This window comes from Burkholderia sp. CCA53, assembly GCF_001685525.1.
In the GTDB taxonomy this organism is placed as follows: domain Bacteria; phylum Pseudomonadota; class Gammaproteobacteria; order Burkholderiales; family Burkholderiaceae; genus Burkholderia; species Burkholderia multivorans.
Window position 1 is genome coordinate 1,167,553 of the sequence record NZ_BDDJ01000001.1, and the last position, 25,970, is coordinate 1,193,522.

Below are 25,970 nucleotides of genomic sequence, written 5' to 3' on the forward strand. Positions count from 1 at the left end.
ACACCCACGTTACTCGCGCGTGCGCAGCGCCTCAAACGATATTTGCTCGGCCTTTCGATTGAGAAAAACTCAATGAATCGTTCCCGCCTGCCGCCGCTGAACGCGTTGCGCGCATTCGAGGCGGCCGCCCGCCATCTGTCGGTGAAGTCCGCGGCCGAAGAACTGTCGGTCACGCCGGGCGCCGTGAGCCAGATGATCCGCACGCTGGAGACGCATCTCGGCGTGCAGCTGTTCGAACGCGTGAACCGCGGCATCCTGCTGACCGCCGCGGGTCGCGACTACCTGCCGCCCGTGCGCAACGCGTTCCGGCAGATCGCCGACGCGTCGCAGCGCGTGTCGGGCGCGGCCGACAGCGGCGTGCTGACGATCAGCGTCACGCCGTTTTTTGCGTCCGCGTGGCTCGTGCCGCGCCTCGCGCAGTTTCGCGACGCGTGTCCGGACGTCGATCTGCAGATCGTCACGAGTCATGCACTCACGGATTTCGCACGCGACGGCGTGGACGTCGCGATTCGTCACGGCCTCGGCCGCTACGCCGGACTGTGCAGCGAGCACCTGCTGACGGTGGAAATCGTCGCGCTCGCGTCGCCCGAGCTCGTCGCGCGGCTCGGCATGCCGCGCACGCCGGCCGAGCTCGTCGATTGGCCGCATCTGCACGATGCCGAGCGCAAAGGCTGGCACACCTGGTTCGATGCGCAGCGCATCGACGATTTCGGCCCGCCGCGCGGCCCCGCCTTCGACGATGCGGGCCTGCTGCTGCAGGCGATCGTCGCCGGGCAAGGCGCGGGGCTGCTGCCGGCCGCGATGGTCCGCGGCGAGCTCGCGAACGGCCGGCTCGTGCAGCTCGCCGACGTCGCACGGCTCGACGATTTCGCGTACTACCTCGTCTACCCGCCGCATCATGCGGAACGGCCGAAGGTGGCTGCGTTCCGGCGCTGGATACTCGATGCCGCGCGCGCCGGCGACGCGCCATCGATGTCCGGCGCGACGTAGCGACAGCGCGCGCCGCGGCCGGCCCGCGCCGCGCCGCTTCTCCCGCGCATCGGTTAGCATGCCGCCCACGGCCATCGCGCCGCTCCGATAACAACATCCCGAGAAGACCATGCCCGCCCTGCTCCGCCGCGCGACGCGCATCGCAGCCTTGTCGATCGCGCTGTTCGCCGCCACTGCGCCGCTGTCCGCTCCGGCACACGCGTTCCGCGCATCGCCCGCCTACGGCAACGAGGCCGACCTCGATCGCCACGACACCTATCGCAATCGCGACGGCGAAACCGTCCACGCGCCGGCCCGCTCGAAATCGGGCCGCGTGCCGGAAGGCGCGAGCGCGCGATGCCGCGACGGCGCGTACAGCTTCAGCCGCCATCGACGCGGCACGTGCTCGGGCCACGGCGGCGTCGCCGAGTGGCTCTGAGCGTGCCTCGGCCAAACGGCCGAGCCGCGCCAGCGACAGCCGGCGGCGAAGTACAATAGCCGTTCGCGTCGCCGCACGCGGCACACCGTCGCGCCTCGCGCGGCCGCTCCGTACCGAATCATCCGACGCCGCCACGCCAGCACGCTGCGCGGCCGTCTCAACCACTTCTGACTTCACACCGAAATGGCCCAATACGTTTTCACGATGAACCGGGTCGGCAAGATCGTGCCGCCCAAGCGCCAGATTCTGAAGGACATCTCGCTGTCGTTCTTTCCGGGCGCGAAGATCGGCGTGCTCGGCCTGAACGGCTCGGGCAAGTCGACGCTGATCCGCATCATGGCAGGCGTCGACAAGGACATCGAAGGCGAAGCGACGCCGATGCCGAACCTGAACATCGGCTACCTGCCGCAAGAACCGCAGCTCGACCCGAGCAAGACGGTGCGCGAGGCGGTCGAGGAAGGTCTCGGCGATCTGTTCCAGGCGAACAAGAAGCTCGAGGAAATCTACGCCGCGTATGCGGAACCGGACGCCGACTTCGACGCGCTCGCGGCCGAGCAGGCGAAATACGAGGCGATCCTCGCGTCGAGCGACGGCGGCAGCCCCGAGCAGCAGCTCGAAGTGGCGGCCGACGCACTGCGCCTGCCGCCGTGGGACGCGAAGATCGAGCACCTGTCGGGCGGCGAAAAGCGCCGCGTCGCGCTGTGCAAGCTGCTGCTCGAAAAGCCCGACATGCTGCTGCTCGACGAACCGACCAACCACCTCGATGCGGAATCGGTCGACTGGCTCGAGCAGTTCCTCGTGCGCTTCCCGGGCACGGTCGTCGCCGTCACGCACGATCGCTACTTCCTCGACAACGCAGCCGAGTGGATTCTCGAACTCGACCGCGGCCACGGCATTCCCTGGAAGGGCAACTACAGCAGCTGGCTCGACCAGAAGGAGGAACGCCTGAAGCAGGAAGAGGCGGCCGAATCCGCGCGCCAGAAGGCGATCAAGAAGGAACTGGAGTGGGTGCGCCAGAACCCGAAGGGCCGTCAGGCGAAGTCGAAGGCGCGTATCGCGCGCTTCGAGGAGCTGAACAGCCAGGAATACCAGAAGCGCAACGAAACGCAGGAAATCTTCATTCCGGTCGGCGATCGCCTCGGCAATGAAGTGATCGAGTTCAAGAACGTCAGCAAGTCGTACGGCGATCGGCTGCTGATCGACAATCTGAGCTTCAAGATTCCGGCGGGCGCGATCGTCGGCATCATCGGTCCGAACGGCGCCGGCAAGTCGACGCTGTTCCGGATGATCACGGGCAAGGAGCAGCCGGATTCGGGCGAGATCGTGACGGGCCCGACCGTGAAGCTCGCGTACGTCGACCAGAGCCGCGATGCGCTCGACGGCTCGAAGACGGTGTTCGAGGAAATCTCCGGCGGCGCCGACGTGCTGACGGTCGGCAAGTACGAAACGCCGTCGCGTGCGTACATCGGCCGCTTCAACTTCAAGGGCGGCGACCAGCAGAAGATCGTCGGCAACCTGTCCGGCGGCGAGCGCGGCCGCCTGCACCTCGCGAAGACGCTGATCTCCGGCGGCAACGTGCTGCTACTCGACGAACCGTCGAACGACCTCGACGTCGAAACGCTGCGCGCACTCGAAGACGCGCTGCTCGAGTTCGCCGGCTCGGTGATGGTGATTTCGCACGATCGCTGGTTCCTCGACCGGATCGCGACGCACATCCTCGCGTTCGAAGGCGACTCGCAGGTCACGTTCTTCGACGGCAACTACCAGGAATACGAAGCCGACAAGCGCGCACGCCTCGGCGAGGAAGCGGCGAAGCCGAAGCGCATCCGCTACAAGCCGATCACGCGCTGATCGGCCGGCGGCCCCGCCGACCCACAAACCCCGCGCTGTCTGTCCGAAGCGCGGGGTTTTTTGATGGCGGCGGCTTACGCGAGCGCGCCGAGTTCGCGCAGCCGCGCTTCGGTCGCGGCCGCGCTCGTGTGGTGAATGCCGTGCCAGCCGAGCGCGGTTGCGGCGGCCGCGTTTTTCGCGTTGTCGTCGATGAACACGAGTTCGTGCGGCGCGATGCCCGGCAGATGCGGATCGATCCGCGCATGCATCGCGCGGTAGATCGCCGGGTCGGGCTTCACGAGCTTCACGTGGCCCGATACGACGATGTCCTTGAAGCGCCGCAGCACCGGGAAGTGCTCCCATGCATACGGAAACGTCTGCGCGGACCAGTTCGTGAGCCCGAACAGCGGCATGCCGCGCGCGTCGAGCCGCTCGACGAGCGCGACGCCTTCCGCGAGCACGCCGCCGATCATCTCGTGCCAGCGTGCGTAGAACGCGCGGATCAGCGCTTCGTGTTCGGGATACTGCGCGACGAGCTCGTTCGTGCCTTCTTCGATCGTCTGTCCGCCGTCCTGCCGCACGACCCACTCCATCGCGCAGACGTGCGTGAGAAACCAGCGGCGCTCGGCGTCGTCGGCAATCAGTTTCCGGTACAGATACTCGGGGCTCCAGTCGATCAGCACGCCGCCGAAATCGAACACCACCGCCTTGATCGTCATGCGAGCTCCGTTGCGAGCACGTCGGCCAGCGGGCGCGGCGTCACCGCGTTGCCCGACAGCGAACTGTTTTCCCAGATGAAGTGATGATGCGCGACGATCTGCTCCGCCGACAGGTGCGCGCGCGTATTCGTCGTATGCAGATCCGACACGACGGTCGTGCGGTAGCCGAGCAGCGCCGCGCGACGCGCGGCCGCATCGACGCAGAACTCGGTCGCGTAGCCGCAGATCAGCACCGACCGGACGCCGTGCCGGTCCAGCTGGGCGGCGAGCGGCGTGTCGTGAAACGCGTCGCTCATCCGCTTGCGGATGCGCCAGTCGCCGGCCTCGACGACGAGCCCGCGATGCAGCTCCCAGCCGGGCGTGCCGGGCACGATGTCGTCGGCCGCGTCGCCGTCGTGCTGCACGAAGCACACCGGCGCACGCGCGGCGCGCGCCGCCGCGGTCAACCGGTTGATGCCCGACACGACGTCGTCGAGCCGGTACGCGGGCGTCGCGCGCTGCACGAGCCCGTGCTGCATGTCGACCACGATCACTGCGGTATCCGTCATCGTCGCTCCTCGCCGTCGTTATCGTCGGGCCGCCGCGCGGCCCGTGCCGTTCGCCGCGTCAGACCGGCTGCGTGCGCGCGTCGAGCCATGCTTTCGCGTCGCCGCTCACGTGCCGGCCGACGCGCTCGCGCACCGTCGCGTGATACGCGTTGAGCCACGCGCGCTCTTCCTCGTGCAGCATCTCGATCAGCACGCAGCGCGTGTCGATCGGGCACAGCGTCAGCGTCTCGAACGCGAGGAAATCGCCGAACTCGGTCTGCCCGGCCGCGCGATTCACGACCAGGTTCTCGATCCGCACGCCCCACTGGCCGGGGCGGTACACGCCCGGCTCGATCGACGTGATCATCCCTTCTTCCATCGCCGTGTACGGCTCGGCCGGCGCGTAGTGCGAAATCACCTGCGGACCTTCGTGCACGTTCAGGAAATAACCGACGCCGTGGCCCGTGCCGTGACCGTAGTCGAGACCGGCCGCCCACATCGGCGCGCGCGCGATCGCGTCGAGCATCGGCGAGCGGATGCCGCGCGGGAAACGCGCACGCGACAGCGCCATCATCGACTTCAGCACGATCGTGAAATCGCGCCGCTGCAGATCGCTGACGGTGCCGACCGGCACGACGCGCGTGATGTCGGTCGTGCCCGTCAGGTACTGGCCGCCCGAGTCGACGAGCAGCAGCCCGTCGCCGGCGATCGTCGCATGCGACGCAGGCGTCGCGCGGTAATGCGGCATCGCGCCGTTCGCGTTGAAACCGGCAATCGTCGCGAAACTCGGCGACACGTAGCCGGGGCGCCGCGCGCGCGCGGCCGTCAGCTGCTCGTCGATCGTCAGCTCGGTGATCGTGTCGCGGTTCACGGCCTGCTCGAACCACGCGAAGAATTCGGCGAGCGCCGCGCCGTCGTGCTCCATCGTCACGCGCACATGCGCGATCTCGGCGGGCGTCTTGCGCGATTTCGCGAACGTCGACGGGTTCACGGCCTCGACCCGCTTCACGCCGGCCGGCACGGCTTCGAGCGTGCCGAACGTCACGCGGCGCGGGTCGACCAGCAACGTCGCGCCGTCCGGCAGCGCGGCGAGCGCCGCCCGCGCGTCGCCATACGGCCGCACGTCGACGCCGTCCTGCGCGAGCGACGCGGCCAGCGCCGGCGACACCTTGCCGTCGGCGACGAACAAGGTCGCGCTGTCGATGCCGATCATTGCGTGCGCAACGAATACCGGATTGAAGCTGACGTCGGCGCCGCGCAGATTGAACAGCCACGCGAGATCGTCGAGCGTCGACACGAAATGCCATTGCGCGCCCTGCGCCTGCATCGCGCGCCGCACGTCGGCGAGCTTGCTCGCGCGCGTCGTGTCGGCCTGCGGCGCGACGTGCTCGAACACCGGATCGGCGGGCAGCGCCGGCCGCTCGGGCCAGATCGCGTCGAGCAGGTCGAGATCGGTGCGCAGCGCGATCCCGCGCGCGCTGAGCGCCGCCGTCAGCGCGCGCGCCGCGGCGACGCCGAGCACCGCGCCGTCGACGCCGACCGTCGCACCGGCCGGCACGTTCTGCGCGAGCCAGTCGACGTGCGGTGCGCTCTGCTGGCCGCCCGTCATCTTCATCAGTTGCACGCCGGTGCCGGCGAGCTCGGCTTCGGCCTGCACCCAGTAGCGGCTGTCGACCCAGAGGCCCGCGAAATCGGCGGTCACGACGAGCGTGCCGACCGAGCCCGTGAAGCCGGACAACCAGCGGCGGGCCTGCCAGCGCTCGGGCAGATATTCGGACAGATGCGGATCGGCGGACGGTACGAGATACGCGGCCAGATCCTCGCGGACCATCGCGCCGCGCAGCAGCGCGAGCCGGGCCGGCACCGGCGAGACTTCGGGGAGACGGGCATTCATGATTTCACCTGAGAGCTTTCATCGACGGGCCGCGAGCGCGACCGTCACGGCGACGGCGACGAACGCGGCGCCGGTACAGACCGGCCATTCGAGCGTTTCGCCGTCGTAAAACAGTCCCGAGAGGTTGCCGAGCATGCGCGCGGCGGCGGCCGCCGCGATGCCGACGAGCACCGACGCCCACCACGCCGGCCGGCCCGCACGCCGCATCGGGTGCAGCCAGCGGCCGACGAGCCCGACGGCCGCCCCCAGGACAACAATCCCAAACCAGTTCATTCGACGCCTTCTATAAATTCAGATTCGTCCAATAGGCGTGAACGTTGCCAGCGGCTAGCATCGATCATCCATCGAACCCGGGACAGCCGGGCGCCGCGAACGTTCGAGTGTAGGGGCCCAGTCGACGTTATGGCAAGCGCGCACCGGCTGCCGCATTGAACACACATCATGCGAATCGCTCTGATCGATCCGGACGCGGACCACGCCGCGTTCCTGAATCGCCAGCTCTTCATCGGCGGTCACGTTTGCCACGCATTTTCCACCGCCGCGGCGTTCTTCGAATGGCTTGCAGGCGACACCTGCGACATGCTGATCGTCGCGGGCTGGGCCGGCGACAGCCCTGCCGAAGACATCATTCCGCGCGCGCAGGCGGTCCTGCCCGGGCTGCCCGCGATCGCCGTCTTCCATCTGTCACGCGAAAGCGAAATCGTCGCCTGCCTGCACGCGGGTGCCGACGACTGCCTCGTGCGCCCGGTCGGCGGGCCCGAGCTGCTGGCGCGCGTGACCGCGCTGAGCCGGCGCGCGGGCGTGCGCCGGCCGCCGGTGCGCTCGCGCGAAATGTATGGCGAATTCGCGTTCGATGCGACGCACTTGCTCGTCAGCTTCGGCCAGCACACCGTCGCGCTCACGCCGAAGGAGTTCCGCTTCGCGCGGCTTCTGCTCGCGAACCTGTCGCGGCCGGTGTCGCGCGCCCATATCCTCGAGACGGTGTGGGCGCGCCACCGCGACATGAAGTCGCGCACGCTCGACACGCACGCATCGCGGCTGCGCAGCAAGCTGCGGCTGCTGCCGGAACGCGGCTACCGACTGCTGCCGCTGTACGGCTACGGCTATCAGCTCGATCGCGTGCCGATCGAGCCCCCAAATCGCCGCCCGCGCCTCGCGGACGCCCGCTACAGCGCAGGTGAGCAATCCGCCGAGACGCTATAATATGCGGCTAAACGATAGCCCTCGATATGCAACTCCTCACGATCGGAATCAACCACCACACTGCGCCAGTCGCCTTGCGCGAACGCGTGGCGTTTCCGCTCGAGCAGATCAAGCCGGCTCTCGTCACGTTCAAGAACGTCTTCCTCGGCCCGCAGGCGCCCAACGCGCCCGAAGCGGCGATCCTGTCCACCTGCAACCGCACCGAGCTCTACTGCGCAACCGACGATCGCGCGGCGCGCGACGCCACGATCCGCTGGCTGTCCGACTATCACCGGATTCCGGTCGATGAACTGGCGCCGCACGTCTATGCGCTGCCGCAGTCCGAAGCGGTCCGGCACGCATTTCGCGTCGCCTCGGGCCTCGATTCGATGGTGCTCGGCGAAACGCAGATCCTCGGTCAGATGAAGGACGCGGTGCGTACCGCGTCGGAAGCCGGCGCGCTCGGCACCTACCTGAATCAGCTGTTCCAGCGCACGTTCGCGGTTGCGAAGGAAGTGCGCGGCACGACGGAAATCGGCGCGCAGTCGGTGTCGATGGCGGCCGCCGCGGTACGCCTCGCGCAGCGGATCTTCGAAAAGGTGTCGGATCAGCGCGTGCTGTTCATCGGCGCCGGCGAAATGATCGAGCTCTGCGCGACGCACTTCGCCGCACAAGGCCCGCGCGAGCTGGTCGTCGCGAACCGCACGGCCGAGCGCGGCCAGCGGCTCGCCGAACGCTTCAACGGCCGCGCGATGCCGCTGTCGGACCTGCCGGCGCGGATGCACGAATTCGACATCATCGTGTCGTGCACCGCGTCGACGCTGCCGATCATCGGTCTCGGCGCGGTCGAGCGCGCCGTGAAGGCGCGCCGTCACCGTCCGATCTTCATGGTCGATCTCGCCGTGCCGCGCGACATCGAGCCCGAAGTCGGCAAGCTGAAGGACGTGTTCCTGTACACCGTCGACGATCTCGGCGCGATCGTGCGCGAAGGCAACGCATCGCGTCAGGCGGCGGTCGCGCAGGCCGAAGCGATCATCGAGACGCGCGTGCAGAATTTCATGCAATGGCTCGATACGCGCAGCGTCGTGCCGGTGATCCGTCATATGCACACGCAGGCCGACGCGCTGCGCCGCCTGGAAGTCGAGAAGGCGCAGAAAATGCTCGCTCGCGGCGACGATCCGGCCGCCGTGCTCGAAGCGCTGTCGCAGGCGCTGACCAACAAGCTGATCCACGGCCCGACGAGTGCGCTCAACCGCGTGAACGGCGCCGATCGCGATTCGCTGATCGAGCTGATGCGCGGTTTCTATCAGCACGCGCCGCGCTCCAACGATCAGTCCGGCCACTAGCGCCGGCCGATCGCACTGCCGCCGGCCGTCGGCCGGCCTATCCTTTCCGAATACTCCTTGCCCGGGAGCGCCGCTCCACACCATGAAGACGAGCATGCAACGCAAGCTCGACCAGCTGTCCACCCGGCTGGCCGAACTGAACGATCTGCTGAGCCGCGAAAACGTCACGGCCGATCTCGACCAGTACCGCAAGCTCACGCGCGAACACGCGGAACTCGGTCCGGTCGTCGAGCAGTATGCGCTGTGGCGCCAGTCGCGCAGCGACGAGACGGCCGCGCAGGAATTGCTCGCCGATCCGTCGATGCGCGATTTCGCCGAGGAAGAAATCCGCAGCGCGCGCGAGCGGATGGCGCGGCTCGAGGTCGAGCTGCAGAAGATGCTGCTGCCGAAGGATCCGAACGACGATCGCAACATCTTCGTCGAAATCCGCGCGGGCACCGGCGGCGACGAATCGGCGCTGTTCGCCGGCGATCTGCTGCGCATGTACCTGCGCTTCGCGGAACGGCAGCGCTGGCAGGTCGAGATGATGTCGGAAAGTCCGTCCGATCTCGGCGGCTACAAGGAAGTGATCGTGCGGATCGCCGGCCAGGGCGCGTATTCGCGGCTGAAGTTCGAGTCGGGCGGGCATCGCGTGCAGCGCGTGCCGGCGACCGAGACGCAGGGGCGCATCCATACGTCCGCATGCACGGTCGCCGTGATGCCGGAGGCGGATGAAATCGGCGAAGTCGAGATCAATCCGGCCGACTTGCGGATCGACACGTTCCGCGCCTCGGGCGCGGGCGGCCAGCACATCAACAAGACCGATTCCGCGGTGCGTGTCACGCACCTGCCGACCGGGATCGTCGTCGAGTGCCAGGACGACCGCTCGCAGCACAAGAACAAGGATCGCGCGCTGAAGGTGCTCGCCGCGCGTATCAAGGACAAGCAGTATCACGAGCAGCACGCGAAGGAAGCCGCGACGCGCAAGAGCCTGATCGGCTCGGGGGATCGTTCCGAGCGAATCCGCACGTACAACTTCCCGCAGGGCCGGATGACCGATCACCGGATCAACCTGACGCTCTACCGGCTCGAGGCGATCATGGACGGCGATCTCGACGAGCTGATCGGCGCGCTCGTCAGCGAGCATCAGGCCGAGCTGCTCGCGTCGCTCGGCGACGCCGACTGAGGCCGCGACGATGTCCGCACCGACCGCCGACGACCTGCTGCGCGCGACGCCGCTCGATGCGGTCGACGCGCGCGTGCTGCTCGCGCACGCGCTCGGCTGGACGCGCACGCAGCTGATCACGCGCGGCGATCGGCCGCTCGATGCAGAGGCAGTCGAACGCTATCGTGCGCTCGAAGCGCGCCGCGCGGCCGGCGAGCCCGTCGCGCAGCTCGTCGGGATGCGCGAGTTCTTCGGCCGCCCGTTCGACGTGACGCCCGACGTGCTGATCCCGCGCCCCGAAACCGAACTGCTCGTCGAAGCCGCGCTCGACGCGATCGACGGGCTCGCGCATCCGGCCGTGCTCGATCTCGGCACCGGCAGCGGCGCGATCGCGGTGTCGATCGCAGCCGAGCGGCCCGATGCGCGCGTATGGGCGCTCGACCGGTCGGCCGCCGCGCTCGCGGTCGCGCAGCGCAACGCCGACAAACTGCTCGATGCGCGCCGCCCCGGCGGCCCGCTGCAGTGGCTGCAGAGCGACTGGTACGCGGCACTCGATCCCGCGCTCGCCTTCGATGCGATCGTCAGCAATCCGCCGTATATCGCGCAGCACGATCCGCATCTGTCGCAAGGCGACCTGCGCTTCGAGCCGCGCGGCGCGCTGACCGACGACGCAGACGGGCTGAGCGCGATTCGGACGATCGTCGCCGGCGCGCGTGCGCATCTGAAGCCGGGCGGCACGCTGTGGATCGAGCACGGCTACGACCAGGCGGAAGCGGTGCGCGCGCTGCTCGCATCGCACGGTTTCGACGCGGTCGAATCGCTCGCCGATCTCGCCGCGATCGAACGCACGACGGGCGGCCGCTTGCCCCGCTGACGCCCGGCCCGCCCGGTTGAAATCCGCTATCATTTCGATCTAACGCCCCGCAAACGCAAGGTCAGTCATGGACACCCAACAACGTATCAAGCAAATCGTCGACGAAAACCCGGTCGTGCTCTTCATGAAGGGCAACGCGCAATTCCCGATGTGCGGCTTTTCCGGCCGCGCGGTGCAGGTGCTGAAGGCCTGCGGCGTCGATCAGTTCAAGACGGTCAACGTGCTCGAGGACGAAGAGATCCGTCAGGGGATCAAGGAATTCTCGAACTGGCCGACCATCCCGCAGCTGTATGTCAAGGGCGAGTTCATCGGCGGCTCGGACATCATGATGGAGATGTACCAGTCGGGCGAGCTGCAGCAACTGTTCGCCGCCGCGTAACACCGCTTCCCCGATGGTCTCTCCCAGCGCGCCGCGTCGCCGGCTGATCGTCGCGATCACCGGCGCGACGGGCGCGATCTACGGCGTGCGGCTGCTCGATCTGCTGCGCGCCGCCGGCGGCGTCGAGACGCACCTGCTGATCTCGAACGCCGGCTGGCTCAATATCCAGCACGAACTGAAGCTGTCGAAGTCCGACGTCGAAAGCCGCGCGGACGTCGTCCATTCGGTGCGCGACGTCGGCGCGACGATCGCGTCCGGCTCGTTCGCGACGCACGGCATGGTGATCGCGCCGTGCTCGATGAAGACGCTCGCGAGCATCGCGCACGGGCTCTCCGACAACCTGATCACGCGCGCGGCCGACGTAACGCTGAAAGAACGTCGCCGCCTGGTGCTGATGGTGCGCGAAACGCCGTTCAATCTCGCGCATCTGCGCAACATGACGGCCGTCACCGAAATGGGCGGCATCGTGTTCCCGCCGCTGCCGGCGTTCTATGCAATGCCGAAGACGATCGACGAACTCGTCGACCAGACCGTCACGCGCGTGCTCGACCTGTTCGCGCCCGATACGCCGCTCACGACGCCGTGGGCCGGGCTCCGTCACGCGCAGTAGCGCGCCTCTCGCGGCGAAACCTCGCCGTTTCCGAGCCATCTTCGCCGATTTTCGCGCAAGTTCGGAGAAAGCCATCCGCTCATGGCGCGGATGGCCGCCGAGCCGATGCGCGGCTCGATTATCAACTCGAGAGATTCAATAAAATCCAGAACCGCTGTTTATCAATCTCGCGTGCGGATCTATAGTCGAACGCAACATCCCTTCAGCAGGCCACCGACATGAACCGCTTGCCTTCGCTTTACCTGTCGCATGGCGCGCCGACGCTGCCGATCGATCCGGCATTGCCGTCCGGCGCATTCACCGAACTCGGTGCCGAACTGCCGCGCCCGCGCGCGGTGCTGATGCTGTCCGCGCACTGGGGCACGCAGCAACCCGTCGCGAGCATTGCCGCGCATCCGGACACGATTCACGACTTCTACGGCTTTCCGCGCGCGCTCTACGAAATCCGCTACCCGGCGCCCGGCGCGCCCGACGTCGCGCAGCATGCGGCCGACCTCCTGAACGCGGCGGGCATCGCGACCGCGACGCTCGAGCACGGCCTCGATCACGGTGCGTGGGTGCCGATGCTGCTGATGTTCCCGCACGCCGACGTGCCGGTCGCGCAGCTGTCGATCCAGCCGCGCGCGGACGCCGCGCATCACTTCGCAGTCGGCCGCGCGCTGCGGCCGCTGCGTGACGAGGACGTGATGGTGATTGGTTCGGGCCAGATCACGCACAATCTGCGCGCGGCGGATTTCGGCGCGTCGCCGGAGGACGCCGATCCGCGCGTCGCGGAATTCACCGACTGGTTCGAGACGAAGCTCGCCGAGCGCGACATCGACGCGCTGCTCGACTACCGCAGGCAGGCGCCGCACGCGGCGCTGATGCATCCGACCGACGAGCATCTGCTGCCGGTGTTCGCGGCGCTCGGCGCGGCCGACGACGACTACCGGCTCGGCATCCAGGCGCTCGGCACGTATCAGCGCGTGCTGGCCATGACGAACTACGTGTTCTCGAGCGCGACGGCCTGAGCGGCCGCGCGGCCGCGCAGCTGCCGGCCCCGCTGCCCGCCCCGCTTAGCGCCCCGCTTAGCGCCCCCTGCCGGACCGCACAAAACAAAAGCCCGCCCGAGCATCGCTGCTCGGGCGGGCTTGCTTGCGCGCTCGGCCGCCGCCGATTCCGGCGGCAGAGCGGACTGCTTGCGTCAGGCGCCGATGCCTTCGAGGATCTCGTCGTGCGACTCGCGCTCGTCGAGATACTGCGTCCGGTAGCCGGTGTTCACGCCCCAGAAGTAGAACCCGAGCGAGATCACGGCGACGACCAGCATGTCCCAGCCGTACGGTAGATAGCCGTAACCGCCGAACTCCTTGCTGCCGATCAGCGACAGCACGGCCATCGTCGGCAGATACGCGACGAGCCACCATGCCGCCTTGAGGTCGGCACCCCAGCCGGTCCAGCCCGACTTGCCCTGGAAGTAGAAGTACACCGGCAGCGCGACGATCATCAGCAGGATGATTTCGCCGGTCAGCGGCCACTTCGCCCAGTACAGGATCAGCGACGCGCAGACGAATGCGAACGGCGCGATCAGCTTCATCGCCGGAATCGACAGCGGGCGCTCGATGTCGGTCGCCGCACGGCGCAGCGCCATGAGGCTGATCGGACCCGTCAGATACGAGATCACGGTCGCGACCGAGATCACTGCCGCGAGCGAGCTCCAGCCGCGGAAGAAGAACAGGAAGATGAACGACACGAGCAGGTTGAACCACATCGCCTGACGCGGTACGCCGTAGAGCGGATGCACGTTGCCGAACATCTTCGGCATCGTGTTGTTGCGCTCCATCGCGTAGATCATCCGCGTGGTCGTCGCCATGTACGTCGTGCCGGTACCGCTCGGGCTGATGAACGCGTCGACGTACAACAGGATCGCGAGCCAGTTCAGGTTCAGCGCGATCGCGAGTTCCGCGAACGGCGACGAGAAGTTGAAGTGCTGCCAGCCCTTCGCGACGTCGGCCGGATTCACCGCGCCGATGTACGCCATCTGCAGCAGCACGTAGATCACGAGCGCGAGCAGAATCGACGCGATCACCGCGAACGGCACGCTGCGCGACGGGTTGCGCGCTTCACCGGCAAGGTTCACCGGGCTCTGGAAGCCGTTGAACGCGAACACGATGCCGCTCGTCGCCACCGCGGTCAGCACGGCGGACCAGCCGTACGGCGCGAAACTCGCACCGGAGCTCGTGCCGAGGTTTTCCGAATGGAAGCTCGTCAGCATCAGGCCGAGGATCGTCAGGCCCGGGATCAGGAACTTGAAGATCGTGATGGCGGTGTTCGCCCGTGCGAAGGCCTTCACGCCCCAATAGTTCAACAGGAAGTACACGACCACCAGCACGGCCGACAGCAGCAGGCCCGGCGTCGTCAGTTCCCCGTTGACGAAGAGCGCATGCGCCCAGGGATACGGCCACGTGCTCATGTACTGGATCGATGCCTCGGCCTCGATCGGAATCACCGACACGATCGCAATCCAGTTCGCCCATGCGCTGATGAAGCCCACCAGCGACCCATGCGAGTAGCGCGCGTAACGCACCATCCCGCCCGACTCGGGGAACATCGCACCGAGCTCCGCGTACGTGAGCGCAATCGCGAGAATCACGACGGCGCCGATGATCCACGCGCAGATCGCCGCCGGACCGGCGATCTTGGCGGCTTTCCAGGCACCGAACAGCCAGCCCGAGCCGATAATCGAACCCAGCCCCGTCAGCATCAATGCAAACGGGCCGATGTTCCGTTGTATAGAACTCTTCACATCCTCTCCTGTGTCTCAAAAAGCATGGTCGGCCCGCAGTTCGGGATCGGCTCGAACTGCGCCGCGCACGCATTCTTGGGGGGACAGGTCACCCGATCGGGGCAACCTGGTCCGCGCGGCGCGTAGTTTAACGGTTGCACCTCCAAGTTGGCGCCAAAATCGATCGCCCCCTACAAAAAATCCGGCGTTTCTGCAATGTTTGTAAGCTTAAATATCCGCAATAACCCTGAGGACATGGAAATACGGTTGACCGCGCGCCCGATTAGCCGTATAACGGACTTCGCAGGATTTCAAGCGGCGAGTGAATTGGTCTTTCGTAGTTCGCCCATCAACGGTACTCCGGTTGGTCCCATTACCCCCTTCCTTGATTTTCCGCACCCCATGGGCTTCGGCCCCGTTTTATCTTTTTAGGAACAAGTAACATGGCAACCGGTACCGTCAAGTGGTTCAATGACGCAAAGGGCTTCGGCTTCATCACCCCGGAAGGCGGCGGCGACGATCTGTTCGCGCACTTCTCGGAAATCCGCGTCGAAGGTTTCAAGACGCTGCAAGAAAACCAGAAGGTCGAATTCGAAGTGAAGACGGGCCCGAAGGGTCTGCAAGCTGCGAACATCCGCCCGCTGTAATTGCTGCGCGAGATTTCGTGAAAAAAGCCCCGCTTCGGCGGGGCTTTTTATTTGTCGCGTCGGAGCGTGCCAGGCACGGCGCGCAGCGCGTGCGCACCGCGCGTCGGCCGGTCAGCCGAACAGTCGCTGCGCGTGAATGCCGAGGCCCGTCGCGACGCTGGCGAGGCGGTCGCCGAACACCGGCTGCGCGTCCGGAAACGCGGCCGCCAGCGCGCCGGACAGGAACGCCAAGCCGGTCGAGCCGCCCGTGAAGTACAGCGCGCCGACGTCGCGCGGCGCGACGCCCGCCAGCCGCACCGTTTCGCGCGCGGCGTCGACGATCCGTGCGGTGTCCTCGCGGCTCGCATCGATCAGGCGCGCCGCGTCGAAGGCGATCTGCAGGTCCTCTTCGACATCGTTCAGGTCGATCATCGTCTCCCCGCCCGCGGCCACGCCGATCTTCGCCTCTTCCGCGCGCGCCATCAGCGCATGCCCGAGCCGCTGCTCGACGACGCGCACGAGCCGCTCGTGCTGCCGCGCGTCGCGGTACAGATGCTTCATCAGCTTCAGCTCGCCGAGCCGCTTCGGCGTATAGACCGTATTGATCAGATGCCAGGTCGCCAGATCGAAGTAGATCCGGTTCGGCAGCTCGCGGCCCTCCGGATCGAGCGCGCGATAGCCGAACGCGGGCAGGATCGCCGACAGCTCGACGCGCCGGTCGTAGTCGGTGCCGGCGACGTGCACGCCGTGATGCGCGAGCACGTCGTCCTTGCGGTCGAGGCGCGTCATGCGGTCCGGGCCGACGCGCACCAGCGAGAAGTCGGACGTGCCGCCGCCGATGTCGGCGACGAGCACCAGCCGCTCCGCCTGCTGGCGCGACTCGTAGTCGAACGCGGCCGCGATCGGCTCGTACTGGAACCGCACGTCGGCGAATCCGACCGACTGCGCGGCCGCCTGCAGCTGGTTCTGCGCAAGGCGGTCGGCGCGCGGATCGTCGTCGACGAAGAACACCGGGCGGCCGAGCACCGCACGGCGGATCGGCGCGCCTGCGCACGCCTCGGCCTTCTGCTTCAGGCGTTGCAGGAAACGCGCGATCACGTCGGTATAGGCGATCGCGGTGCCGTCGCCGAGATCGGTCGTCGTCTCGGCGAGCGGCGAACCGAGGATGCTCTTCATCGAGCGCATCAGCCGGCCGTCGAAGCCGTCGATGTACGATGCGAGCGCCGCTCGGCCGTATTCGACCGTCTCCTCGTCGTTGTTGAAGAAAATCGCGGTGGGCAGCGTCAGATGGTCGCCCTCGACGGGCGCGAGCCGCATGCCGTCGCCGTGGGGCAGCGCCACGGCGGAATTGGACGTACCGAAATCGATCGCGCAGTAAGTCATGGGAAAGAGCCGCCGCATGGCCGGCGCGAAAACGGAAAGGACGGGCTTTTTAACATGAAGCCCGCGCGATCACAACGGGCGGGCGCGATCGGCGTATGGCCGTCGCGCCGGTCGCGCGGCGCCCGCGGCGCGCTCCGCCGCGGCGCGCGCAGGCCGTCACGCGGCCGCTTCGAAGCCCTTCTTCCACGCGCCCGCGTAGACGATCTCGCCGAGCGGATGGCGCGTGCGCGGCGCCTTCTCGCGATCGCGCAACACCGGATCGAGCTTGTCGACGTTGCCGTAGTGGCCGAGCGAGATGATCGCGGGAATCGCGACGTCGGCCGGGATCTCGAACGCCTCGCGGAACGCGTTCGCGTCGAAGCCGCTCATCTGATGTGCGGCGAGCCCGAGCGCGTGCGCCTGCAGCACGAGCGACATCGCAGCCGCGCCCGCGTCGTACAGCGCGGTCGGCGCGGGCTCGCCCTTCGGCGTCAGCGTATGCGCGGTGACGGCGATCAGGACCGGCGCCGGTGCGTTCCAGCCCTGATTGAACGGCACGAGCGTCGCGAACGCACGCTTGAACGCGGCTTCGTCCCGCGTGCGATCGAACACGATGAAGCGCCACGGCTGCGCGTTGTACGCGGACGGCGCCCAGCGCGCCGCCTCCAGCACCGCATGCAGGTCGGCGGCGCTGATCGGCGCGTCGGAATAGGCACGCGGGCTCCAGCGGCCCGCGATCAGTTCGTGAATCGAAACGGTAGTGGGAGCAGGTTTGACAGACATGCGGTTCCTCGCTGACATCGATGAAGGGGCGCGAACGCCTCGCCGAAACGCAAGCATAACCGCTTGCGGCGACGCGCGCCCGATCGCGTCGGACAATGCAAATCGCCGCACCTGCAAAGGCGGCCGCACGCGGCGGCCGCGGTATTCAGGCCGCCTGCGCGGCCGCGCGCGACGGTCCGCGGTTGATCCGCAGCACGATCAGCGCGCCGATAATGCAGAGCCCGCCCGAGATCATCGACGCGATCGTGTAGGTGCCGAGGCTCGCCCGCAGCATCCCCGCGCCGAGCGCCGCGAACGCCGCGCCAAGCTGATGGCCGGCGACGATCCAGCCGAATACGACCGGCGCGGCCGCCTTGCCGAACACGTCGGTCGCGAGCCGCACGGTCGGCGGCACGGTGGCGATCCAGTCGAGCCCGTAGAACATCGCGAACAGCGGCAGCCCGAAGAAGTCGATGCCGAACGCATGCGGCAGATAGATCAGCGACAGCCCGCGTAGCCCGTAGTACCAGAACAGCAGCACGCGGTTGTCGTAGCGATCGGACAGCCAGCCCGACAGCGTCGTACCGAACAGGTCGAACACGCCCATCGCGGCGAGCAGCGACGCGCCCTGCACTTCCGTCATCCCGTAGTCGCTGCACATTGCGATCAGGTGCGTGCCGACGTAGCCGTTGGTGCTCGCGCCGCAGATGAAGAAGCTGAAGAACAGCAGCCAGAAATCGCGCGAGCGGGTCGCCGTGAGCAGCGTGCGGAACGCGACCGCGAGCGGATTCTCCTTCGTCGCGTCGGGCGCGGCCGGCGCATCGGCCGGCTCGCCGTATGGACGCAGGTTCACGTCCGCCGGCCGTTCGGGCAGCAGCAACGCGACGAGCGGAATCACGATCGCCGCCGCGAGCGCGACGACCAGCACGACCGGCCGCCAGCCGTGACGCTGCGCGATCGCCGCGAGCATCGGCAGGAACACGAGCTGGCCGGTGGCCGTGCTCGCGGTCAGAATCCCCATCACGAGGCCGCGGCGTGCGTGGAACCAGCGCGTGACGAACGTCGCGGACAGCGTCAGCGCGACGACGCCCGTCGAACAGCCGACCATCAGCCCCCAGATCAGCACCATCTGCCAGCTCTGCGTCATCATCGACGACAGCGCGACGCCCGCGCCCATCGTCGCGAGCGCCGTCAGGATCGTCGGGCGCAGGCCGAAGCGCTGCATTGCGGCAGCCGCGAACGGCCCCGTCAGCCCGTACAGCGCGATATTGACCGAGATCGCGAGCGAGATCGCCGCGCGGCTCCAGCCGAGCTCGCGCTCGAGCGGCACCATCAGCACGCTCGGCGTCGCGCGCGTGCCGGCCGCGGCCAGCAGGATCAGGAATACCACCGCCGCCGCGAGCCATCCGTAATGGAACCGCCCGCCGATTCGTGTCACTGCCCAGTTCATCTCGCGTTCTCCAGTCGGCCGGCACGCGCCCGCGCGCCGCCCATTTGACCGGGCCACCTCCGCCGCACACCGCATCGGCTGACCCGGGCCGATGCTTGGCATTTTTTCCATTGTCCGGACCGGCATTGTTACTGACCGGTCACAAGTGTGTTGCGATCGTAGTGACCAGTCGGTAACATGTCAAGCAATTCACCACGCAGTCGAGGGTCATCATGTCGGGCATCGAGGCCGCCAAGCCGCCAGCTCGCCGCACGCGCCGCGCGATCGCCGGCGCCACCGCACAGGAGCATCTGCTGCGCGCCGCGCAGGAACTGTTTTACCGGGAAGGCGTGCGCAGCGTCGGCGTCGAAGCGGTCGTCGAGCTCGCCGGCGTGAATAAGATGAGCCTGTATCGTCAGTTCTCGTCGAAGGACGACCTGATCCTCGCGTATCTCGCGCGCATGGATGCGTGCTTCTTCGAGCGCGTCGACGCGAGCCTCGCGAAGCATCCGGGCGACCCGAAGGCGCAGCTGATCCAGTATTTCGTCGATCTTGCCGAGCGCGCGACGCAGAAAGACTACCGCGGCTGCCCGTTCGTCAACGTCGCCGCCGAATTTCCGGACGCGTCGCATCCGGCGCGCGAGCGCGTCGCGCAGAACAAGGAACAGCTGATGAAGCGGCTGGTCGCGCTCTGCGAAGCGGCCGGCGCGCGCGATCCGAAGGCGCTCGCCGATTCGCTCGCGCTCGTCATCGAAGGGATCTATGCGGCAAGCCAGACGTACCGGCACGGCGAAACGCCGATCGGCATCGCACCGGCGCTCGTCACGCAGCTGATCGCGGCCGCCTGCGCGTAGCGGCCGCGCGCGCCCGCTACAATGCGGCCGTTGCCGCCCTTCCCGCCCGTTTCCGATGATCGACACCCGCCCCGAACCCACCGACGAAATCGTCGCCGCCACGCGTCACTGGCTCGCGCGGGCGGTGATCGGACTCAATCTGTGCCCGTTCGCGAAGAGCGTGTACGTGAAGGATCAGGTGCGCTATGCGGTCAGCGACGCGACCGCGCTCGACACGGCGCTCGCCGATCTCGAAGCCGAACTGCGCGCGCTGGAAGCGGCCGATCCGCGGCAGATCGACACGACGCTCGTGATCTATCCGCACGCGTTCGCGGATTTCGTCGACTACAACGACGCGCTGTTCTTCGCCGATCGCCTCGTGCAGCAGCTGAAACTCGACGGCGTGCTGCAGATCGCGAGCTTTCACCCGCAGTATCGGTTCGACGGCAGCGAACCGGACGACATCGAGAACTACACGAACCGCGCGCCGTATCCGATCCTGCATCTGCTGCGCGAGGACAGCATCGCGCGCGCGGTCGACGCGTTTCCGGACGCCGCCGCGATCTACGAGAAAAACCAGGAAACCCTGCGCCGCCTTGGCCACGACGGCTGGCGCGAGTGGATGAGCGGCACGGGCGACGACGTCTAGCGCCGCCGGCTCCGCCCGATTGGCGCGCACGCGCGCCGGGCGCGCAGGCGTCAGCCGGCGTGCTGTTCGACCGTTTCGCCGGCCGCCGCGTCGCGCTGCGGAACGAAAAAGCGCTCGCGCAGCTCGGCGAGCCCGAACATGTCGAGGATCTCGTTCAGCCGCTCGCTCGGGCGTCGGCGCGGCAGGTTCTTGTACTGCGCGATGATCAGCTCGTTCTTCATCGAATGTTCCCAGCCGACCAGCTCGGTCACGCTCACCTGATAGCCGTGCGCCTCGAGCTGCAGGCAGCGCAGCACGTTCGTGATCTGGCTGCCGAATTCGCGCGTATGCAGCGGATGACGCCACACTTCGGTCAGCGCGTTCGCGAGCGACTTGCCCTTGTGGCGGCGCAGCACGCCCGCGACTTCGGCCTGGCAGCACGGCACGAGCACGATGTGCCGTGCGCGCTTCGCGAGCGCGAAGCGGATCGCGTCGTCGGTCGCGGTGTCGCACGCGTGCAGCGCGGTGACGACGTCGACCGTATCGGGCAGCTTCGGCGACGTGATCGAATCGGCAACCGACAGGTTCAGAAACGACATGCCGCCGAACCCGAGCCGCGCGGCCAGTTCGGTCGAACGCGCGACGAGCTCCTCGCGCGTCTCGATCCCGTACACATGCGACGCGAACGCCGGCGTGCCGTGTCCCGGCTGCTGCTTGAAGAAGAGGTCGTACAGGATGAAGCCGAGATACGACTTGCCGGCGCCGTGATCGACGAGCGTCACCGCGCCGCGGTCGGCCTGCACGTTCGCGAGCAGCGGCTCGATGAACTGGAACAGGTGATACACCTGCTTCAGCTTGCGGCGGCTGTCCTGGTTCATCTTGCCGTCGCGGGTCAGGATATGCAGTTCCTTCAGCAGTTCGACGGACTGCTCCGGACGGATTTCGTAAGTCTTGTTGGACATCGTGAAGCGCGGCCGGGCCGCGGTCGGTCGACCACGGCCCGGCAGCGGGCAATCGTGAGGAATGGCGACAGTTTACCGAAAACGCGCGCTCAGGCTCGCGCGCCGAGCCGCCATAGCGACGTGAGCTCGGCACGGCGCGCCGCGTGCAGCGGATCGTCGGCATCGGCGCTCTTCGGGTGCGCGGGGCGGATGTCGTCGCGGCCGAGCACGACGAGGCCGGCCGCGTCGATCCATTGCAGCAGCGTGTCGCGCGGCCGCAGCCCGAGATGCTCCGCGAAATCGGACAGGATCAACCAGCCTTCGCCACCCGGTTCGAGGTGCGCGGCGAGCCCCGCGAGAAACCCGCGCAGCATGCGGCTGTCGGGATCGTAGACCGCAAACTCGATCGGGGCGCTCGGCCGCGCGGGCACCCACGGCGGATTGCAGACGACGAGCGGCGCACGGCCCGGCGGAAACAGATCGGCTTCGACGACGTCGACGCGGCCCGCATAACCGAGCCGTTCGAGGTTCTCGCGCGCACAGGCCAGCGCACGCGGATCCTGATCGGTGGCGACGACGCGCTCGACGCCGCGCGACGCGAGCACCGCCGCGAGCACGCCGGTACCGGTGCCGATGTCGAACGCGACCGACGTCGCGGGCAGCGGCGCGCGCGCGACGAGCGTCACGTATTCGCCGCGCACCGGCGAGAACACGCCGTAGTGCGGATGAATCGCCGCGCCGCCGAGCGCCGGAATCGGCACGCCTTTCTTGCGCCATTCGTGCGCGCCGACGAGCCCGAGCAGTTCGCGCAGCGACACCATCGACGGCGCGTCGCCCGGCCCGTACGCTTCCTCGCACGCGGCGCGCACGTCGGGCGCGCGGCGCAGCGGAATCCTGTAGTCGGCGTCGAGCGGGATCAGCAGCATGCCGAGCGTACGTGCGCGCTGCGACTGCGCGAGCCGGTGCAGGTTGAATGCCTCGACGCCGGCGGCAGCCTTCGCCTTCTTCGGCTTGCGCTCGACGCGGCGCGCCATCGCCTGCACGAGTTGGCGCGCATTCTGGAAATCGCCCTGCCAGACGAGCGCGGTGCCCTCGCACGCGAGGCGATAGGCGGCGTCGGCAGTCAGGCGGTCGTCGGCGGGCACCGCGCGCTTCGGCGGCGGTACGCCGGCTTCGGAGCGCCAGCGCACGGCATGATCGACGCCGTCGGCGTCGGTCCAGTGGAAAACGGGGAAATCGGTCACGCGAGCTCGGCTACGGTTGGCTTCGGCGCGGCGGACATTCGCCGCGCGGACGACACCATACCGCGCTTTGCATCGTGCGGCAAAGCGGGCACGGCACGGTACAGGCGCGTCACGATGCGCCCCAGCCCGGCATCGCGGGCAGGCGCAGCGTGCCCGCGTCGCTGAAGTGCACCGTGCCGAGCACGCCGCCCGCGAGCCGGCCGCGCAGCGCATACGGCAGTTCGCCGTTCGCGGCGGCGCCGGGCAGGTTCCACGCCTGCCGCGCGGCCGCGAACGCGGATACCGACACCGGCACGTCGAGCACGGCCTCGCCGAAGCGCGGCACGACGCCCGAGCGATCGCTGACGCCGCTCGCGAACGGCGCGCCGTTCAGCTCGAGCGCGACCGCGATGCCGTCGTATTTGATCGGCGTGTCGTTCGGGTTCTGCACGCGCAGCTTAAGGCTGAAACGCATCTCGAGCCCTTGCCCGACGAGCGGATCGAGCCCGACCACCGACACGCTGAGGGGCTCGCGCGTGAGACTCGCGCAACCGTCGAGCACGAATGCCGCCGCGAACAGGAACAGCACGGCGCGCAGGGGCGCGAAACGGAACAGGGCTCGCAGCATGGACAGCCTCCTCGCGGCAGCGAATTCGTCGGATCGATCCGGCATTGTACCGACCGCACCCGCACGCGAGCGATTTCGTAGTTCCAGCGCACCGCCGGTTCCTTAACAGATTAAAACTACGGAATTCCACAAATAACCAAATCGTTAATTCATTCCATCCGCAATTCAATGAAGCGCAAAAACCGCAATAGGCTGACTTTCTAATTTTTTCGTTTCCTTTACCCAAAACCATCAAGTATATTGACGCATCCTTCGAGCAGGCCGACAAACCTTCAAGCCGCATGACGGCGACTTTGCGGAACGGCGACACCACGCCGTCCTTCCGTCCGGCGGCCTGGCCCGGCCCGCCCCGTGGGGCGTCGGTTCAAAGCAGGCGCGCGCCCGTGCACGGCGCGCCGCCTGTCGTGCGCGCGCATTCCATTCAGTACAACACGCGCCCGGCGATTTCGAACCGGCAAGTCAACCGATATCCGGAAACACAGAGGGGGCAGCAAACCATGATTACCTTTACGTAGTCGGCCGGCCGTCTTTTCGAATAAATCCGTCATTGGCTTTTTTCGCCGCTTATCCAGCGGCGGGGGATTGCTTTTGCCGGCGTTTTCGCAGCACTGAACGACTCTTTCTACAATCGAGGTTTTCAGTCATGTCGATTTCTATTCGCAAGATGCGTTATCTGCCGCTCGTTGCCGCGCTCGCGCTCGCCGGGTGCGGCGGCGACGACGGCGGCCTAGGCTCCGCTTCCGCGCTCAGTTCGGCCGCCGCGCCGAACGCCGGCTCGTCGCCCGCCGCCGGCGGCCCGCAGACCAGCGCGTCCAACGTCGACAAGAGCGTCGCGCCCGTCGAGCTGCCGGACACCGTCGTGCCGATCAACTACCGCCTCTGGTTCCGTCCGAACGAGGCGCTCAACGCGTTCGACGGCCGCGCCGACGTCGAAATCAAGGTGCTGAAGCCCGTGAACAACATCGTGATCGCGGGCCACCGGATCAAGTTCACGAACGGCCGCATCACGCTGCAGCCGGGCAACATCCAGCTAATCGCGACGCCGCAGGACAAGGGCGACTTCTATCAGCTGCGCCCTGTCAGCGGCTCGATCTCGCCGGGCAACTATTCGCTGCACATGGAGTGGTCCGGCATCATCAACTTCAAGTCGTACGACGATCCGGTAAACAAGACCGGCGGCAGCTGCGGCGACGATCCGTATCCGGGCTGCTCGGCCGCCGAAGGGATCTTCCGCGTCGACCTGAAGGCGACCGACGGCACGACGAGCGGCGCGATTCTCACGCAGGGCGAAACCAACCTCGCGCGCCAGTGGTTCCCCGGCTGGGACGAGCCTGCGTTCCGCCCGACCTATGAAGTGACGGCCGAAGTGCCGCAGAACTGGCGCGTCGTGTCAAACGCGGCCGAGAAGCCGTCGACGAACGTCGGCGGCGGCTACAAGCTCGTGCAGTTCGAGAAGACGCCGCCGATGCCGTCGTACCTGCTGTTCTTCGGCGGCGGCCTGTTCGACACCTACGAGGACGACTTCACGAGCCCGCTGCCGGGCGGCAAGGGCGGCCTGCATCTGCGCGTGTTCACGCCGCCGGGCATGCGCGACTGGGCGAAGCCGGCGATGGACCGCACCAAGCAGGCGCTCGACTTCTACTATCGGTACACCGGCATTCCGCTGCCGCTCACGAAGTTCGACACGGTCGCCGCGAACGATGCGTTCAAGGAGCAGAAGGACCTGAACTTCGGCGGGATGGAGAACTGGGGCTCGATTCTCGAATTCGCGGACGACATCCTGCCGGAGCCGGGCCAGCCGATGTCGCAGTACGGCAACGAGGTGCTCACGCATGAAGTCGCGCACCAGTGGTTCGGCGATCTCGTGACGACCGACTGGTGGGACAACGTGTGGCTCAACGAGTCGTTCGCGACGTTCTTCGAAACGAAGACGACGATCCAGTTCTTCCCCGACGAGTTCAGCTGGCTCGATCAGGTGAAGAACAAGTACCGCGTGATCAATCGCGACATCGGGCCGAACGCGTTCCCGGTCGCACCGAACTTCAACGGCTGGGCGTCGAACGACTTCGTGCTGAGCGCGAGCGCGTTCACCTACGACAAGGGCGGCCACGTGCTGAAGACGCTCGAGAACTATCTGGGCGAGCAGACGCTGCGCAAGGGCCTGCAGCAGTACCTGACCGACTACTCGTTCGGCAACGGGACGCCGAAGCGTCTGTGGGACGCGCTGTCGAAGGCGAGCGGCCAGCCGGTCGGCCCGATCGGCGACAGCTACGTGCGGCAGACGGGCGTGCCGCTGGTCTCGCTCGACACGCAGTGCGACCTGACGAAGAACCAGACGATCGTCACGCTGAAACAGCAGCCGTTCCCGAACAAAAACGCGTATCCGGGCCTGCAATGGACGGTGCCGATCACGCTCGCGTACGGTCAGGGCCTGTCGAAGCGCACGACGCTCGCGCTGAAGGACACGCAGGCGCAAACGCGGCTCGACGGCTGCACGGGCGTGGTCGCCGATCCGAGCGGTCTCGACTACTACGTTGTGAACTACAGCGACGCGGCCTGGAGCGGCGTGCTCACGCAGGTCAACGGCTCGACCGATCCGGTGCTGCTCGCGAACCTGAAGAGCGAAGCCGCGCTGCTCGTCGCGAACAACCTCGCGCCGGCCTCGCGCTCGACGTCGATCGGTTCGGTCGCCTCGCCGGCCGCGATGAAGCTGCGTCAGACGCCGACGTTCGACGGCATCGCGCCGACGACGAAGGAACGTCCGGCACTGCGTTACCAGGGCGCGTTCAAGCCGCGCAAGGTGCTCACGCAGTAACGATGCACGGCCGGCCGACGCCGCTTGCGGCGCCGCGCCGGCCGGCGCA

The 25,970-nt window shown here is 67.5% G+C and carries 25 protein-coding genes; 14 read left to right on the forward strand and 11 right to left on the reverse strand.

Features of this window, described 5'->3' with window-relative positions:
- The first annotated feature begins 72 nt into the window (after positions 1 to 72).
- The 3 genes from gcvA to ettA all read left to right on the forward strand — a co-directional run bounded on the left by gcvA (position 73) and on the right by ettA (position 3,259).
- Positions 73 to 990: a transcriptional regulator GcvA gene (gcvA, locus tag BCR55_RS05380; protein WP_065494283.1), complete on the forward strand. Its 918-nt coding sequence runs from the start codon at positions 73 to 75 to the stop codon at positions 988 to 990.
- Positions 991 to 1,099: 109 nt separating this feature from the next.
- The gene (locus BCR55_RS05385; RefSeq protein ID WP_006400487.1) at positions 1,100 to 1,408 is read left to right on the forward strand and encodes a DUF3761 domain-containing protein; all 309 of its coding nucleotides are present in this window, start codon (positions 1,100 to 1,102) and stop codon (positions 1,406 to 1,408) included.
- Positions 1,409 to 1,591: 183 nt separating this feature from the next.
- Positions 1,592 to 3,259, forward strand: a complete 1,668-nt coding sequence (gene ettA, locus BCR55_RS05390) for an energy-dependent translational throttle protein EttA (RefSeq protein ID WP_006400488.1) — start codon at positions 1,592 to 1,594, stop codon at positions 3,257 to 3,259.
- Between the two features lie 74 nt (positions 3,260 to 3,333).
- On the opposite strand, the gene BCR55_RS05395 is transcribed toward ettA, so the two are convergent.
- The 4 genes from BCR55_RS05395 to BCR55_RS05410 are packed head-to-tail and all read right to left on the reverse strand — an operon-like array spanning position 3,334 to position 6,651.
- The gene (locus tag BCR55_RS05395; RefSeq protein ID WP_006406925.1) at positions 3,334 to 3,957 is read right to left on the reverse strand and encodes an HAD family hydrolase; all 624 of its coding nucleotides are present in this window, start codon (positions 3,955 to 3,957) and stop codon (positions 3,334 to 3,336) included.
- Positions 3,954 to 4,505: an isochorismatase family protein gene (locus BCR55_RS05400; protein ID WP_006412104.1), complete on the reverse strand. Its 552-nt coding sequence runs from the start codon at positions 4,503 to 4,505 to the stop codon at positions 3,954 to 3,956. Before BCR55_RS05400 ends, BCR55_RS05395 begins: the two co-directional genes overlap by 4 nt.
- Before the next feature lie 58 nt (positions 4,506 to 4,563).
- Positions 4,564 to 6,378, reverse strand: a complete 1,815-nt coding sequence (locus BCR55_RS05405; protein WP_053297717.1) for an aminopeptidase P family protein — start codon at positions 6,376 to 6,378, stop codon at positions 4,564 to 4,566.
- 18 nt (positions 6,379 to 6,396) lie between these two features.
- A complete protein-coding gene (locus BCR55_RS05410) occupies positions 6,397 to 6,651 on the reverse strand; it encodes a hypothetical protein (protein ID WP_006406928.1) in 255 nt (84 codons plus the stop codon).
- 168 nt (positions 6,652 to 6,819) lie between these two features.
- On the opposite strand from BCR55_RS05410, the gene BCR55_RS05415 reads away from it, so the two are divergent.
- The 7 genes from BCR55_RS05415 to BCR55_RS05445 all read left to right on the forward strand — a co-directional run bounded on the left by BCR55_RS05415 (position 6,820) and on the right by BCR55_RS05445 (position 12,923).
- Positions 6,820 to 7,581 (forward strand): response regulator transcription factor, encoded by a 762-nt coding sequence (locus BCR55_RS05415; RefSeq protein ID WP_006406929.1) that lies wholly within the window; start codon positions 6,820 to 6,822, stop codon positions 7,579 to 7,581.
- Positions 7,582 to 7,607: 26 nt separating this feature from the next.
- Entirely contained in the window at positions 7,608 to 8,906 is a 1,299-nt protein-coding gene (hemA, locus tag BCR55_RS05420) for a glutamyl-tRNA reductase (protein ID WP_065494284.1), read from the forward strand.
- Positions 8,907 to 8,988: 82 nt separating this feature from the next.
- The gene (prfA, locus tag BCR55_RS05425; RefSeq protein ID WP_006400499.1) at positions 8,989 to 10,071 is read left to right on the forward strand and encodes a peptide chain release factor 1; all 1,083 of its coding nucleotides are present in this window, start codon (positions 8,989 to 8,991) and stop codon (positions 10,069 to 10,071) included.
- A 10-nt stretch (positions 10,072 to 10,081) separates the two neighbouring features.
- On the forward strand, positions 10,082 to 10,924 hold the full coding sequence (gene prmC, locus BCR55_RS05430) for a peptide chain release factor N(5)-glutamine methyltransferase (RefSeq protein WP_012214221.1): 843 nt from the start codon (positions 10,082 to 10,084) through the stop codon (positions 10,922 to 10,924).
- A 67-nt stretch (positions 10,925 to 10,991) separates the two neighbouring features.
- Positions 10,992 to 11,303 carry a Grx4 family monothiol glutaredoxin gene (gene grxD / locus BCR55_RS05435; RefSeq protein ID WP_006400503.1) on the forward strand — a complete coding sequence of 104 codons (312 nt, stop codon included), beginning with the start codon at positions 10,992 to 10,994 and terminating at the stop codon, positions 11,301 to 11,303.
- A gap of 13 nt (positions 11,304 to 11,316) precedes the next feature.
- Positions 11,317 to 11,913 (forward strand): UbiX family flavin prenyltransferase, encoded by a 597-nt coding sequence (locus BCR55_RS05440; protein WP_006400504.1) that lies wholly within the window; start codon positions 11,317 to 11,319, stop codon positions 11,911 to 11,913.
- A gap of 218 nt (positions 11,914 to 12,131) precedes the next feature.
- Complete coding sequence (locus tag BCR55_RS05445; RefSeq protein WP_006406932.1) at positions 12,132 to 12,923, forward strand: class III extradiol ring-cleavage dioxygenase; 792 nt, start codon at positions 12,132 to 12,134, stop codon at positions 12,921 to 12,923.
- 173 nt (positions 12,924 to 13,096) lie between these two features.
- On the opposite strand, the gene BCR55_RS05450 is transcribed toward BCR55_RS05445, so the two are convergent.
- Positions 13,097 to 14,695 (reverse strand): APC family permease, encoded by a 1,599-nt coding sequence (locus tag BCR55_RS05450; protein WP_006400506.1) that lies wholly within the window; start codon positions 14,693 to 14,695, stop codon positions 13,097 to 13,099.
- Between the two features lie 422 nt (positions 14,696 to 15,117).
- Here BCR55_RS05450 and BCR55_RS05455 point away from each other — a divergent pair, with 422 nt between their 5' ends.
- A complete protein-coding gene (locus BCR55_RS05455) occupies positions 15,118 to 15,321 on the forward strand; it encodes a cold-shock protein (protein WP_006400508.1) in 204 nt (67 codons plus the stop codon).
- Between the two features lie 111 nt (positions 15,322 to 15,432).
- Here the strand turns inward: BCR55_RS05455 and BCR55_RS05460 are convergent, their stop codons facing one another.
- The 3 genes from BCR55_RS05460 to BCR55_RS05470 all read right to left on the reverse strand — a co-directional run bounded on the left by BCR55_RS05460 (position 15,433) and on the right by BCR55_RS05470 (position 18,874).
- Positions 15,433 to 16,683 (reverse strand): Hsp70 family protein, encoded by a 1,251-nt coding sequence (locus tag BCR55_RS05460; RefSeq protein WP_065494285.1) that lies wholly within the window; start codon positions 16,681 to 16,683, stop codon positions 15,433 to 15,435.
- A gap of 156 nt (positions 16,684 to 16,839) precedes the next feature.
- Positions 16,840 to 17,445 (reverse strand): nitroreductase family protein, encoded by a 606-nt coding sequence (locus tag BCR55_RS05465; protein WP_006406934.1) that lies wholly within the window; start codon positions 17,443 to 17,445, stop codon positions 16,840 to 16,842.
- 145 nt (positions 17,446 to 17,590) lie between these two features.
- Entirely contained in the window at positions 17,591 to 18,874 is a 1,284-nt protein-coding gene (locus BCR55_RS05470) for an MFS transporter (RefSeq protein ID WP_065494286.1), read from the reverse strand.
- A 212-nt stretch (positions 18,875 to 19,086) separates the two neighbouring features.
- Between BCR55_RS05470 and BCR55_RS05475 the strand changes: the two genes are divergently transcribed.
- On the forward strand, positions 19,087 to 19,707 hold the full coding sequence (locus BCR55_RS05475; RefSeq protein WP_006411753.1) for a TetR/AcrR family transcriptional regulator: 621 nt from the start codon (positions 19,087 to 19,089) through the stop codon (positions 19,705 to 19,707).
- 55 nt (positions 19,708 to 19,762) lie between these two features.
- Complete coding sequence (locus tag BCR55_RS05480; protein ID WP_065494287.1) at positions 19,763 to 20,335, forward strand: DUF1415 domain-containing protein; 573 nt, start codon at positions 19,763 to 19,765, stop codon at positions 20,333 to 20,335.
- Between the two features lie 50 nt (positions 20,336 to 20,385).
- On the opposite strand, the gene BCR55_RS05485 is transcribed toward BCR55_RS05480, so the two are convergent.
- The 3 genes from BCR55_RS05485 to BCR55_RS05495 form a co-directional block, all read right to left on the reverse strand.
- Complete coding sequence (locus BCR55_RS05485) at positions 20,386 to 21,276, reverse strand: SAM-dependent methyltransferase (protein ID WP_006406939.1); 891 nt, start codon at positions 21,274 to 21,276, stop codon at positions 20,386 to 20,388.
- Between the two features lie 89 nt (positions 21,277 to 21,365).
- Positions 21,366 to 22,499, reverse strand: a complete 1,134-nt coding sequence (locus tag BCR55_RS05490) for a class I SAM-dependent methyltransferase (RefSeq protein WP_065494288.1) — start codon at positions 22,497 to 22,499, stop codon at positions 21,366 to 21,368.
- Positions 22,500 to 22,608: 109 nt separating this feature from the next.
- Positions 22,609 to 23,106, reverse strand: a complete 498-nt coding sequence (locus BCR55_RS05495; protein WP_035948168.1) for an LEA type 2 family protein — start codon at positions 23,104 to 23,106, stop codon at positions 22,609 to 22,611.
- A 643-nt stretch (positions 23,107 to 23,749) separates the two neighbouring features.
- Here BCR55_RS05495 and BCR55_RS05500 point away from each other — a divergent pair.
- The gene (locus tag BCR55_RS05500) at positions 23,750 to 25,921 is read left to right on the forward strand and encodes a M1 family metallopeptidase (protein WP_006406942.1); all 2,172 of its coding nucleotides are present in this window, start codon (positions 23,750 to 23,752) and stop codon (positions 25,919 to 25,921) included.
- Positions 25,922 to 25,970: the final 49 nt, after the last annotated feature.

Excerpts from the sequence above, each read along its gene's own strand:
- gcvA (WP_065494283.1), top strand. The coding sequence starts at position 73 with ATGAATCGTTCCCGCCTGCCGCCGCTGAACGCGTTGCGCGCATTCGAG.
- BCR55_RS05385 (WP_006400487.1), top strand. The coding sequence starts at position 1,100 with ATGCCCGCCCTGCTCCGCCGCGCGACGCGCATCGCAGCCTTGTCGATC.
- ettA (WP_006400488.1), top strand. The coding sequence starts at position 1,592 with ATGGCCCAATACGTTTTCACGATGAACCGGGTCGGCAAGATCGTGCCG.
- BCR55_RS05395 (WP_006406925.1), bottom strand. The coding sequence starts at position 3,957 with ATGACGATCAAGGCGGTGGTGTTCGATTTCGGCGGCGTGCTGATCGAC.
- BCR55_RS05400 (WP_006412104.1), bottom strand. The coding sequence starts at position 4,505 with ATGACGGATACCGCAGTGATCGTGGTCGACATGCAGCACGGGCTCGTG.
- BCR55_RS05405 (WP_053297717.1), bottom strand. The coding sequence starts at position 6,378 with ATGAATGCCCGTCTCCCCGAAGTCTCGCCGGTGCCGGCCCGGCTCGCG.
- BCR55_RS05410 (WP_006406928.1), bottom strand. The coding sequence starts at position 6,651 with ATGAACTGGTTTGGGATTGTTGTCCTGGGGGCGGCCGTCGGGCTCGTC.
- BCR55_RS05415 (WP_006406929.1), top strand. The coding sequence starts at position 6,820 with ATGCGAATCGCTCTGATCGATCCGGACGCGGACCACGCCGCGTTCCTG.
- hemA (WP_065494284.1), top strand. The coding sequence starts at position 7,608 with ATGCAACTCCTCACGATCGGAATCAACCACCACACTGCGCCAGTCGCC.
- prfA (WP_006400499.1), top strand. The coding sequence starts at position 8,989 with ATGAAGACGAGCATGCAACGCAAGCTCGACCAGCTGTCCACCCGGCTG.
- prmC (WP_012214221.1), top strand. The coding sequence starts at position 10,082 with ATGTCCGCACCGACCGCCGACGACCTGCTGCGCGCGACGCCGCTCGAT.
- grxD (WP_006400503.1), top strand. The coding sequence starts at position 10,992 with ATGGACACCCAACAACGTATCAAGCAAATCGTCGACGAAAACCCGGTC.
- BCR55_RS05440 (WP_006400504.1), top strand. The coding sequence starts at position 11,317 with ATGGTCTCTCCCAGCGCGCCGCGTCGCCGGCTGATCGTCGCGATCACC.
- BCR55_RS05445 (WP_006406932.1), top strand. The coding sequence starts at position 12,132 with ATGAACCGCTTGCCTTCGCTTTACCTGTCGCATGGCGCGCCGACGCTG.
- BCR55_RS05455 (WP_006400508.1), top strand. The coding sequence starts at position 15,118 with ATGGCAACCGGTACCGTCAAGTGGTTCAATGACGCAAAGGGCTTCGGC.
- BCR55_RS05460 (WP_065494285.1), bottom strand. The coding sequence starts at position 16,683 with ATGACTTACTGCGCGATCGATTTCGGTACGTCCAATTCCGCCGTGGCG.
- BCR55_RS05465 (WP_006406934.1), bottom strand. The coding sequence starts at position 17,445 with ATGTCTGTCAAACCTGCTCCCACTACCGTTTCGATTCACGAACTGATC.
- BCR55_RS05470 (WP_065494286.1), bottom strand. The coding sequence starts at position 18,874 with ATGAACTGGGCAGTGACACGAATCGGCGGGCGGTTCCATTACGGATGG.
- BCR55_RS05475 (WP_006411753.1), top strand. The coding sequence starts at position 19,087 with ATGTCGGGCATCGAGGCCGCCAAGCCGCCAGCTCGCCGCACGCGCCGC.
- BCR55_RS05480 (WP_065494287.1), top strand. The coding sequence starts at position 19,763 with ATGATCGACACCCGCCCCGAACCCACCGACGAAATCGTCGCCGCCACG.
- BCR55_RS05485 (WP_006406939.1), bottom strand. The coding sequence starts at position 21,276 with ATGTCCAACAAGACTTACGAAATCCGTCCGGAGCAGTCCGTCGAACTG.
- BCR55_RS05495 (WP_035948168.1), bottom strand. The coding sequence starts at position 23,106 with ATGCTGCGAGCCCTGTTCCGTTTCGCGCCCCTGCGCGCCGTGCTGTTC.
- BCR55_RS05500 (WP_006406942.1), top strand. The coding sequence starts at position 23,750 with ATGTCGATTTCTATTCGCAAGATGCGTTATCTGCCGCTCGTTGCCGCG.